This window comes from Thauera phenylacetica B4P, assembly GCF_000310225.1.
Lineage (GTDB): Bacteria > Pseudomonadota > Gammaproteobacteria > Burkholderiales > Rhodocyclaceae > Thauera > Thauera phenylacetica.
On the sequence record NZ_AMXF01000132.1, the window covers coordinates 1 to 11,124 of the forward strand.

The 11,124-nt window shown below is 65.3% G+C and carries 10 protein-coding genes; all 10 read right to left on the bottom strand.

The genetic code is table 11. The features are described from left to right. Positions 1-188 precede the first annotated feature (188 nt). Positions 189-860: a hypothetical protein gene (locus C667_RS15045; RefSeq protein WP_004367899.1), complete on the bottom strand. Its 672-nt coding sequence runs from the start codon at positions 858-860 to the stop codon at positions 189-191. Continuing rightward, entirely contained in the window at positions 861-1,154 is a 294-nt protein-coding gene (locus C667_RS15050; RefSeq protein WP_004367900.1) for a transposase, read from the bottom strand. 287 nt (positions 1,155-1,441) lie between these two features. Continuing rightward, the gene (locus C667_RS15055) at positions 1,442-2,803 is read right to left on the bottom strand and encodes an IS1380 family transposase (protein ID WP_004357889.1); all 1,362 of its coding nucleotides are present in this window, start codon (positions 2,801-2,803) and stop codon (positions 1,442-1,444) included. A 44-nt stretch (positions 2,804-2,847) separates the two neighbouring features. Continuing rightward, on the bottom strand, positions 2,848-3,468 hold the full coding sequence (locus C667_RS15060) for a DUF4150 domain-containing protein (RefSeq protein WP_211207719.1): 621 nt from the start codon (positions 3,466-3,468) through the stop codon (positions 2,848-2,850). 11 nt (positions 3,469-3,479) lie between these two features. Next, the gene (locus C667_RS15065) at positions 3,480-4,505 is read right to left on the bottom strand and encodes a 3-oxoacyl-ACP synthase (protein ID WP_004367902.1); all 1,026 of its coding nucleotides are present in this window, start codon (positions 4,503-4,505) and stop codon (positions 3,480-3,482) included. A 4-nt stretch (positions 4,506-4,509) separates the two neighbouring features. Further along, positions 4,510-5,610, bottom strand: a complete 1,101-nt coding sequence (locus C667_RS15070) for a DUF2169 family type VI secretion system accessory protein (RefSeq protein ID WP_004367904.1) — start codon at positions 5,608-5,610, stop codon at positions 4,510-4,512. A 25-nt stretch (positions 5,611-5,635) separates the two neighbouring features. Next, the gene (locus C667_RS15075; RefSeq protein ID WP_004367905.1) at positions 5,636-6,193 is read right to left on the bottom strand and encodes a DUF6484 domain-containing protein; all 558 of its coding nucleotides are present in this window, start codon (positions 6,191-6,193) and stop codon (positions 5,636-5,638) included. Then, positions 6,193-8,454: a type VI secretion system Vgr family protein gene (locus C667_RS15080; protein ID WP_004367906.1), complete on the bottom strand. Its 2,262-nt coding sequence runs from the start codon at positions 8,452-8,454 to the stop codon at positions 6,193-6,195. Before C667_RS15080 ends, C667_RS15075 begins: the two co-directional genes overlap by 1 nt. A gap of 99 nt (positions 8,455-8,553) precedes the next feature. Next, on the bottom strand, positions 8,554-9,930 hold the full coding sequence (locus tag C667_RS15085; RefSeq protein ID WP_039921730.1) for a tetratricopeptide repeat protein: 1,377 nt from the start codon (positions 9,928-9,930) through the stop codon (positions 8,554-8,556). Further along, the coding region (locus C667_RS15090) for an AAA family ATPase (protein WP_004367908.1) at positions 9,927-11,124 on the bottom strand (1,198 nt) is incomplete at its 5' end. The genes C667_RS15090 and C667_RS15085, both read right to left, overlap by 4 nt.

Below are 11,124 nucleotides of genomic sequence, written 5' to 3' on the forward strand. Positions count from 1 at the left end.
GCTCATCAGGGAACCCCTCTGCGTCGCACTCACGCTCTTCGCCCAAAAGACGAGAGTAGACGTGATTTTCGAAGGGTCCACAAGATGAGTGCATAAGATGTTGAATGTGAACGACTATTTCCAGGTGGCTATGCGATCAGGGGAAATGCATTCCGAGTGCGGAGGCCCTGGGCTGGTTACACGACACCTTATTCGTCCTCGAAGGGTGCGGCGATCAATTCGTCCAGAAAAGCCCAAGGATCTTCGACGAGATCCACTTCCTCTTCCTCGGGCCAAACTGCATAGGCTTCTACGGGGTCCTCGGAGATGTCGAACCCAAACGCATCCGGTCCGTTGATCGCGATTTTGACGAGGCTCTCTTGCTTTGAAACCGGGTCGACGAGAGTTTTCCATTCGGCAATGGGCAACGGACCGCCGTCTTCACTCATGAAATTCACGAGACCGTCATGCACACGGTAGAACGGAGCCAGGTCGACCGGGAAGCGGCCCGCGACCTTCGGCAGCGCGGGCGGCGGAGCAAAGCCACGTTGAGCGCTTAGATCACCGTCGTCGTTGAAAACATAAACTAACGACAAGCCGCGCTCCTGGGTCCTCAACAATGCCAGCCCGTAGAGTTTTTCGGCAAAGACGGCGAGCGTGCGAGGGAGCAGGGATTTGAGTCCGACCCACAGTGCGGCGACTTTCTCGGAGGCGCAGCTTTCTCCGCTCAGCGCAGGCAGCCAGGCTTCTGGAAGTCGCCATGTCTCGAGCTCGGCGGCGTCTGCGGGTAAAGGCAGCCACCGGATTCCCTCTTCCAACTCGATGAATGGACTTAATTCTTCCTCTAGCAGCTTCGGATTGATAGCGCGTAGATTAGCCACTTAGGCACACTCCTTGGACTTGATCATGTTTTTCAGGTTGAAGAGGAGATTGCCGGATACCCTCTTCCCCTTGCCCGCCAGCTCGGGTGACCAAGTCAGCCCCTTTTTCTGATGCCCCTTCCATCGGAACCACATCGTGTCACTCTTGGAAGAGTTGCAGGAACCGCAGATGCCGATGAAGTTGCTCGGATGATTCACGACTTTGCTCTGGTCCTCTTTGGAGAGACACGCAAAGCCCGGCATCTGCGCGATGATCGCTACGGGAACGATGTGGTCAGGCGAAACCTTCTTCACTTTTCCACCGCAGGTCGGACAGGTGATTGGTTTCTTTTGGTTGTTCCTGAATCCGTGTTGTCTTCAGCGCGTACCCGCTCCGCGAGCCCCAGCGCATGATTTTTCTGCTGCCTGACTCCCAATCTCAGCTCACCGCAGCCCCGAGCACCGTCCTTTCACGGCCCGGAGGCCCGGCGAGCCGGGCTTACGGGGGGTGCGCTACGTCATTTTCCTGCTCCCACGCGGCCGTCGCCCTTTCGCCGCAGCGAAATGGCCTCGATTCGGAGAATTCGGCCGTCGGATTTGCATCACGGCGAAGCCACCGCGCACAGTCGCGCCTGCACCGTGGTGAACACCTTCACATGCGCGGCGACGCCGCGTCCGAAGTCCAGCACCAGGCGGCGGGCGTGTTCGACGAACTTCGCCGCACGGTACATCACCTCCTGCAGCACTGTCTTGATGCGTCGGCGCTTGGCCGGGTGACGGATCGGCGAGAGCTCGCCGGTCAGCCCGAGTTGGCCGATCAGGCGCAGGCAGTTGTAGGCGAACGCGGCCAGATGCATGACCGCGTCGTTGGTGTCGAACTTGCCCGAGGGCAGGCGCTCGAGGTCCAGGTCGGTCTTGATCTCGGAGTGGAACTGCTCGTGCGTGCCGTGGTGCTTGTAGAGCTCGATCACGTCGGCCATCGCCACTTCGAGGCTGGTCCACCAGCCTTCGATCTCGATCTCGGGGGTCAGCAGGTGCTGGCCCTTCTTGTCGATCGTGCGCTCGGTCACCCGCACCACCAGACGCAGCGTGCGCTTGGCCTTCTTCCAGGCACGGTCGATCTTCAGGTCCAGCAGCCCCACCCGCTTGCCCGCGCGCACTTCCTCGAAGACGCCGGCGGCCTCGGCCCGGTCCACCCAGGCGGTCTTGTCCTGACGGCGCGGATTCCACTTGGTGAGGTAGTCGAACGAACGCCCCAGCGCTGCCCAGCGATCGCGCTCGTCGGCCAGCGCGAACAGCAGCCGGGCGCTGTCGAAGCCGCTGTCGGCCCGCCACAGCAGCTTCGCATCGGCCGCACACACCCGGCGCAGGCGCGGGAACGCGCGCTCGAAGAAATACTCGGTCTCCAGCGCCGAGTGGTGCGACCCCGCGCGCAGCTCCAGGCCGAGGTTCCAGCCCTCGTTGCCCAGGTACAGCGCGATCGGCGTGTAGCCATCGACGCCCTGGTAAGTGCGGCTGACCGCCTCCTTCTTGGTGTCGGAGTTGTCCATCACGAAGGTGTCCAGATCGGCGCAGACGTAGCCCTTGTGCGCCGTGATCGGCGCCTCGGTGCGCTCGAGCAGGCGCAGGCTCAGCTCGTCGGTCAGCTCGCGCAGCTCGGCCGCGCGGGCATCGAGCCGTTGGCGCATCCACACGCTGCCGGGCACCTTGGCGAGCCCGAGCGCTTCCTTGAAGAAGCGGTCGCCGCGAAACGGCTCGATCGCCTCGAAGTCGCTTTTGCCCAGGCTCAGCAGCCCCACCACCGACTTGACCAGGTCCGAGCTCCGCATACCCTGCGACACCGGCAGCCTCGGGTCGATCACCGCCTCGACCTGTGCCGCCTGGCAGCACTGCCCGATCAACGCCAGGCCCGAGTAGGACGTCAGATTGAGCTTGGCGGATTGCTTGACTTCGAAGCGCGGCATGGTCGGTTGGGTGAAAGGCTCGGATGCGTAATTATACAATTACATCAATGCGTTAGGCTGGATTTCCGGCTAAGCGAACACGGATTCAGGTTGTTGACACGTTTTTTTGCATCTTTGTACTCCTTAGTCCCGCGGAGCTTGCCCTTCGCCTTTTTGTTCTTCTTTAGCGCCTCGGTTTTCTTCTTGCAGGCATCCTCTTTCGCCGGGCAGGGTTTGGTATTCGCGTTCGCCGGAGGCGCCATGCGTTCCACTTGCGGCCAAGGACAGCTTTCGTTGCCGATCTCGGAAGCATGATTGTGGGTCGTGATGTCCAGATGTCGGACGACGTTCTCACCCTCGATCTTGACGTCCATCGACCACATCTTGAAATAAACCTTGCCGCGGGTCTGGCTATTGATGAGCCCCTTCTTTGGTGCGCTACCCGCCTCATCGCCCATGCTCTTCTTGAAGTAGCTCTTGTTCTTGAGCATCACCTCCTGACCAGAAATCTTCACCGTGCTCGATCCGTCCGTCGTGTCCGACGACATACCTGTGTTGGGATAGGGAATCGGAACACCCGGTGGTGTGGCGGGCGTCTGAGGTGGCGTGAAGCAGACATCGGGGAAAGCACAGATGGACTTGCCAGCCGCAGCCTTACAAGAGACCTCCATATTGTTGGCGTACACTTGGTTCGCCATCATGGGCCCCTGAAGTTGAACACGGCCGCAGCCCGCCGACCCGCATCGTTCGAAAAGTGGGCCAGGATTCCCGTCCCCGGCGCGTAGAACTTGCGTGCCGCGTCTCCCGCAACTGCAAGCGCCGCGACTCCTGCCGTGGCACCCGTTTCGCCAATCGACTCCGCCGGATGCCAGAGGTCAAATTCCTCTTTGCGCTTGCGGAGCACGCGCGACAACGCAAGGGCTGCCTCCTTGAAGTAGTACTGCTCACCGGAAATGTCGGTAATTCGGTAATCGAGGTCATGCAGCTCACACCCCGCGTCGGCGAGCGCGCACTTGATCGCCGCGCTCAGTCCGTCCGCGCGCAGCGGCTCATCCGAATCGATCGATGCATTCTCGATCGCAAAGCCGATGCCGTTGCAATGCAGTTCACCGTCGCCTGTGGGCCGACCGACGAGCAGCGCCCCGGCGCCCTCCCCGGGCATAAACCCATTTGAGTTGCGCGGCGTGAGCAGGCGATCCTCGCGCTCGTAGACGCTGAGCGTCGGCCATGCAAGGAGACTGTCGGTGGCAGCGATCAACACTAGTGAATGATTGCCATCGGCGATCAGTTTGCGCGCCAGGGCCAAGGCGATGACGACGCTCACGCGCCCATGCGCGACGATGCAGGATTCGGAAGCGAACCGGGTCCTGAGCTCCTCCTGAATTTCCAGAAACAGCCGATCGTCGAGCCCATCCAATCGCCCGGGCCGTTCCTTTTCGGCCACGGCGAGCAGCAGGGGCACCCTTTCCCATTCCTCGCGCGGGATGTCCTTCAAGCAGTCGGCGATCACCATTGCCGCCATCTTGCACAGCTTGGTGCGGCCGCGCCAAGGCGCCTCCAGCGCCACTTGGTGCGCCATGATCCGTTCGCCGCCGGCATCGATGAAGCGGGTTTCCGTAGGGTTGCTGACCTTGGCGCGAATCGCGGCGCAGGCGGCGGGGGTCGACAGGCCAACGCTGGTGACCAAGCCTGTTCGCTTTATCGCGATCGGAGGGGCGGGCATGTCTTCACCTCTCCGCGGGCTCTACGTCGTCCGACACCACCGCGAGCAGGATCGGAGCAGTGATCTCCTCCCGCTTCTGCCACCACTCCTTGCCCTTCTTGCCGACCAGCACCTGCGCGATCTCGAACATGTTCTTCTTGAGCGGCCGGGCGACACGCCAAGTCATCGTCAGGCGTTCCTGGTCGGGCTCGAAGACGATCGTGTCGAGCATCGCCTTGTAGTCCTCGCGCTCGCCCTTCTTCGGAAACACATGGACCGGGGCTTCGAAGTCCGGAAGTTTGAAGCTGCGCCTGCCGTCGGCGGTGAGATTGATCAGCGTCACCTCCGGCGCGCCGATCGGTGTCGCCAGTTGCTGGTCCGGCGGCGCGGACAGGTAATAGCGCTCGTCGAAATCCGCCGGCAGGAAGGGGAAGACCTTGTCGAGCCAGTCCTGGTCGTAGGTGCCGGCGTAGCGGTAGCGCGGCTCCCAGTTGCGGCCGATGGGGCCGAAGGCCATCGGCGCGAAGTCGCCGTCGGGCCGGTCGACCGGGCGGTTCAGCTCTTCCGTGTTCGGCAAGGGCTTGCCATCCACCCATTCGCTCTTGAGTTGAAGGCGGTAGCCACGTCCGACCGGGTTGCGCATGCAGGCGCCGTGCTTGGCGAAATCCTCATGTTCGTTGTCGACGCCGCCAAAGGCCACGTCATACGAGATCGGCTTGATGACGAAAGGCTCCGGCGGACTGGCGCTGATCCGGCCCAGGCCGACATCCCAGTGCCGGTCGCCGACCACCGCGAAACGCTTACTCATGTTGCCGACGCGCAGCCCTACAGGGACCCGCGTCAGCGGGCGTCCGTCCGGCGCCCAGGCGCTACCCAGCAGCAGGACGTCGCAGCACGGCTTGCGCGGCGCGAAGTCGACCTCGTACATCGGCGCGGAAAACCCCGGCTCCCCGGTGAAGGTGTCCGCCATCACCAGAGGCAGCTGTTCCTCGTGCAGTCGGACCTCTTCGCCGTTCCTGGGCAGGTGGAAGGTGCCCTTGATCACCACGACCAGCAGTTCGCGCCCGCTGGGCTCGATGCCCATCGTGTAGCCGGCGAGCATGCGGGTGGCGTTGATGAGTTCCATGGCGTGGATCGCTCGTCGGCACGGTTCAGTTGAGCTGGATGCTGCCGCCCTTGACCCGATTCACACCCGAGGAGCGGCTCGATACATACGTCCCTTGAATGAGCACCTTGCCGGCCTTGGTGAGCGTCACGCTGGCCTTGCCGCAGCGCAGTACGAGTTGCTCCCTGGCGCTGACGGTCATGCGCTCGCCATCGACGTCGAGCTCGACCTGTCCGGGACGTTCTTCCAGCGGCCAGCCTTCGCCCTGGCGAAGCACGCCCATGACGATGGGCCGCAGCGGATCGCCGCCTTCGAACATCAGCACCATGCGCTTGCCGATATGCGCGCCATGCAGATCGACGGTGCTGCGGGCGCCGATCGCGGCCGTGCCGGGTTGCCCGGGGTAGAGCACGAGGGGCGTGCGGCCTTCGTCGGCAATGGCGACAAGCTCGCCGACCAGGACGCCATCGACCCGCTGTGGGGCGCTGGTGACCGCCGACGTGCCCTCGAGCAGCGGCTGCAACAGTTCGGCACCATCGCGAAACGCCGCCTTCGGCAAGCTCGAACCCTCGATCGGATCCCTTCCACTCATGGTCTTCTCCATCAGTTCTGCAGGATCTTCGAGCCCTTCATCACCACGTTGGCCCCCGCCTTCACGTTGATCTTTCCGGAGCCCTCGATGGTGATGTCCTTGCCCTTGATCGTGATCGTGCCGTCCTTCTTCATGCTGATGCTGGCGCTGCCGGTCTTGATCGTGACCGAGTCGCCCGCGTCGATGACGAGGTTCTTGCCCACCTTCAGCGAGTCATTCTTGCCGACGTTCGTGCCCCGGCCGCCGCCCACGTCGCGCGATTCGTCGGCACCGACGGAGGTCGAGAGGTTCGCACCGGAGGAGATCGAACGATCCGCCCCGACATTCACGTCCTGGTTCGCCCCCACATTCACCGACTGGAAGGCGCCGATCGCCACTTCCTGCGCCGCACCGATGGCGATGGTCTCGTTCGCGCCCACCGTGTGCGTGCGCTGGACCGCGACGGTCTTGGTCTCGTTGGCGCCCACCGTGACGCTGCGGTCGCTGCCGATCGTGATGCTTTCGTTTACACCCACATCCTCGCTGCGGTTGGCACCGATCGAGATCTTCTCGTCGATGTCGACCCGCTCGCTGCGGTTCTGGTGGATGGTGATCGTCTCGTCCTTGTCCACCGTCTCGGTGCGCTGGCCGTGGATGGTGATGGTCTCGTTGTTGTCGACCGTCTCGGTGCGGTCGTGCTTGACGTGGGTGGTCTCGTCGTTGTCGATGGTCTTCGTGCGGTCGTGCCCGACCCAGTGCGTCTCGTCGTTCTCGACCTCGATGTCCTGGTTCTTCTCGGCGTGGATCCAGAGCTGCTCGCTGCCCTTCTTGTCCTCGAAGCGGATCGCGTTGGCGTTGGCGCCGCTGCCGCCGAGCGAGGAGCGCGTCAGCACGCCGGTCTGGGTCTTGTTGGCGGGCAGCTCCCAGGGCGGCATCTGCTCGGCGTTGTAGACGCGGCCGGTGATGAGCGGTCGGTCTGGGTCGCCCTCGAGGAACTCGACCACCACCTCCTGGCCGATGCGCGGCATCGCCATCATGCCGAAGTTCTTGCCCGCCCACGGATGCGACACGCGGATCCAGCACGAAGCGTTCTCGTCGTCCTTGCCGTGGCGGTCCCAGTGGAAATGGACCTTCACCCGGCCGTACTCGTCGGTGTAGATCTCGTCGCCGGCGGGGCCGACCACGATCGCCGTCTGCAGGCCTTGCACCAGCGGCTTGCGCGTGGTGCGCGGGGTGCGGAAAGGCAGGTCGCTGGCGATGCAGTCGAAGCTGCTGCGAAAGCTCGCCCCTTCTCCACCGCCGGCCTCGTGCGCGGCGAGGACGAAATCGAGCCGGCTCGCGGTGATCAAATACTTGCGGTTCTGGTCCTCGCGTGGCTGCTCCTCGAGCTCGAACACGCAGCCCGACGCGATTCCACGCGCATTGCCGGCACCCTGCATGATCTGCACCTGCGACTGCAGTTCCTCCAGGCGGATGCGCACATAGGACTCGCCCTCGCCCTTGCTGTCGTATTCGCCGGGGTAGTCGTAGATCTCGTGCTCCCCCTCGGCGTAGTCGCGCTTGTGCCGGGTCTGCTGCAGCAACTCGACGCTCGGCTTCTTGAAGTCGAAGTCGTCGATCGCATACGCCCCCGGCTGCACCTCCCAGGAGAAGCCCCACTCGGTGATCCGCTCCCGCTCGACGCGCAACGCGCGCTCGCCGCTGACGAAGGGGAGCTGCGCGTAGCCCGGGTAAGGCTCGTGCGCGCTCGGCGAGTCGCACAGCACCGCGGTGTGCTTGCCGTCCTTGTGGGTGAAGAAGTAGTAGATCCCCTCCTGCTCCATCAGCCGGCTGACGAAGTTGAAGTCGGTCTCGCGGTACTGCACGCAGTATTCCCACGGCTCGTAGGTGCCGGTGAGGCGATCGAGCTCGTAGGCGGCGATCGAGTACTTGCCGAAGATCTCCTCGAGGATCTCGGGCACCTTCCGGTTCTGGAAGATGCGGCAGTCCGCGCAGCGGGTGAGGAACCACAGCCAGGGTCGCCCGACGATACGATAGCGCAGGTAGCGCCCGAGCACCCCCACGAGCGAGAAGGCGGTCACGTAGGCATCGAAGTGGCGCTCGCCACCTTCGGGCAGCTCGACCCTGACCGTCACGTTGTGCCCGAGCAGCTTGTTCGGGTCGATGTCGTTGCGCTCGCTCAGCACATCGATGTGGTATTCGAAGAGCCGACCGAGTTCCTCGCGCGTGGAGATCGCGTGAAAGAGCAGCACTCCGTCACCGAGCGGCGTGGTGATCTCCATGACCCGCGGCATACGGTTCCCCTCTGGGCTCTCATGCATTCTTTCTAGGCAATCGCCCGCCAAAACGCCAGCACGCGATTCAGCGCGCGCGGGCCACGCCGGACCGACCGATCAGGGCTTGCAAGCCGCGACCAGCCAGCCCGCGACCGGCTCCCCGCCCTCGGTGCGCAACACCTGCGCGCTCGGCAAAGCCGCCTCGAAGCCCGCCGCCACGAGCGCCTCTACCACGTGATCGCGGGTGTGGGCGTAGCGCCCATTGGGCTGGAGGACGAAAGGCGGCCCGGCGTCCTCGTCGCGCACCGCCTCGACGGTGAAGAAGAGGCGTCCGCCGCGCCGCAGCGCGCCGTGTGCCGCCGCGAGCACCGGGCCCAGTTCGCCGAAGTAGCACAGCGTGTCGGCCGACAGCACCACGTCCCAGGCTGCCGGCCGCGCGGCGAGGAAGGCGCCGAGCTCGGCCTTGTTGAGCTGGTCGTAGACACGGCGGCACTCGGCGCGCTGCAGCATCTGCGCCGACAGGTCCACGCCCTCGAGCCGTCGCGCGTGGGCGCGCACGAGCGGACCGCACAGGCCGGTGCCGCAGCCCGCATCGAGGATGTCGAGCCTCGCCGCGGGCGCCCCGCAGGCATCCTCCAGCGCCTGCGCCACCTGCATCGGTGCACGGTAGTGCAGGCGCTGCAGCTTCTCGTCGAAGCTGGAAGCGAAGGCGTCGAAGGTGCGCTCGACGTAGTCGTCCGCGGCGCGCGCGGGGACCGCCTCGCCGGTGCAGGCGGCGAGGTGATGGCGCGCGATCGGGTTGTCCGGCTCGTCGGCGAGCCAGCTGCGGTACACCTCGGCGGCCTTGTCGAACTCACCCAGGGTGTAGTACGCCAGCCCGAGCAGCTTGCGCGCCCCGACCTGGCCGGGGGATACCGTGATCGCCCGGCAGGCATGGTCGACCGCCGCGCGCAGCCGACCGCGCGCGAGCATCAAGCCGGCGAGGTTGTTGTGCACGTCGGCGAGCAGCTCCGCAGGCTCGCCTGCCTCGGCGCGCGCTTGCGCGAGCTGCAGCGCGCGCTGGTAGGCGTCCTCGGCGAGGCTCCACTCGCTGCGGCTGCGGTGGATCGTGCCGAGGTTGTTATGCGCCTCGGCAAAGTCGGGCACGAACTCCAGGCAGCGACGGTAGGCGGCGATCGCCTCCTCGACGCTGCCGGACTCGAGCAGCACGTTGCCGAGGTTGTTCCAGGCGCCGGGCGCATCGGGCACCCGCGCGAGCGCGCGTCGGATCAGCACGATGGCCTCGGCGCTGTCGCCGCGCGCGTGGCGGAGCATGCCGAGCAGGTGCAAGGCCTCGGCCTCGTCCGGGCACAGGCCGAGGATCGCGCGATAGATCTTCTCGGCAGGCTCCAGGTGTCCGGCGCGGTGCAGGCGCAGGGCGTGGCCGAGCGCCTCCTCGACGCTCATCGGCGCCGCGTCCGCCGTCGCCGCGGGCGCGGACGGTGCGGGGCTCATCCCGCCTCCCCGGACGCGGGAGCGGCGTCGAAGGACAGGCGGAAGTCGCCCTCCGCCACGCCGACCTCCACCCGGTCGATCGCCCTGCCCTCCACCATGCGGGTGAGGAACTCCTGGCTGATGCGCGGCAGCAGGGTGTTGGTCAGCAGCGCGTCGATCATGCGCGCGCCGCTCTCGACCTCGGTGCAGCGGCCGACGATCAGCTTCACCACCTCCTCGTCGAAGCTGAACTCGATCTTGTGGTTGTCGTGGATGCGGCGGCCGATGCGCTTCAACTGCAGGCGCGCGATCAGGCCGATGATGGCGTCGGTCAGCGGGTAGTACGGGATCACCACAAGCCGGCCCAGCAGCGCGGGCGGGAAGACCTTGAGCAGCGGCTCGCGCAGCGCGCGCGCGATGCCATCGGGGTCGGGCAGCAGCTCGGGGTCCTTGCACAGGCCCATGATGAGGTCCGTGCCGACGTTGGTGGTGATCAGGATCAGCGTGTTCTTGAAGCTGATCACGCGGCCCTCGCCGTCCTCCATCCAGCCCTTGTCGAAGACCTGGAAGAAGAGCTCGTGCACGTCCGGGTGCGCCTTCTCCATCTCGTCGAGCAGCACCACCGAGTACGGCCGCCGGCGCACCGCCTCGGTCAGCACGCCGCCCTCGCCGTAGCCTACATAGCCCGGTGGCGCGCCCTTGAGCGTGGAGACCGTGTGTGCCTCCTGGTATTCGCTCATGTTGATGGTGATCACGTTCTGCTCGCCACCGTAGAGCGCCTCGGCGAGCGCGAGCGCGGTCTCGGTCTTGCCCACGCCCGAGCTGCCGGCGAGCATGAACACGCCGATCGGCTTGTTCGGGTTGTCCAGGCGCGCACGCGAGGTCTGGATGCGGCGGGCGATCATCTCGAGCGCATGGCGCTGGCCGATGATGCGCTGCTCCAGGGTGTCGGCCAGGTGCAGCACGGCCTCGATCTCGTTCTTGACCATGCGCCCGACCGGGATGCCGGTCCAGTCCGCGACCACGCTGGCGACCGACTGCTCGTCCACCGTGGGCATGATCAAGGGCGTCTCGCCCTGCAGGCCCCGCAGGTGTTCCTGCAGGGTCTTGAGTTGCGCCAGCAGGGCGGCGCGGTCCTCGCCGGACGGCTGCGCGGCGGCGGGACCGGCCTCGTCCGCCTCGCCGGCTGCCGTCGCCGCCGGAGCTGCGGGCGGC

Bases quoted from the DNA above. Each gene is read 5' to 3' on its own strand.
- C667_RS15055 (WP_004357889.1), bottom strand. From the start codon at position 2,803: ATGCCGCGCTTCGAAGTCAAGCAATCCGCCAAGCTCAATCTGACGTCC.
- C667_RS15065 (WP_004367902.1), bottom strand. From the start codon at position 4,505: ATGCCCGCCCCTCCGATCGCGATAAAGCGAACAGGCTTGGTCACCAGC.
- C667_RS15070 (WP_004367904.1), bottom strand. From the start codon at position 5,610: ATGGAACTCATCAACGCCACCCGCATGCTCGCCGGCTACACGATGGGC.
- C667_RS15075 (WP_004367905.1), bottom strand. From the start codon at position 6,193: ATGGAGAAGACCATGAGTGGAAGGGATCCGATCGAGGGTTCGAGCTTG.
- C667_RS15080 (WP_004367906.1), bottom strand. From the start codon at position 8,454: ATGCCGCGGGTCATGGAGATCACCACGCCGCTCGGTGACGGAGTGCTG.
- C667_RS15085 (WP_039921730.1), bottom strand. From the start codon at position 9,930: ATGAGCCCCGCACCGTCCGCGCCCGCGGCGACGGCGGACGCGGCGCCG.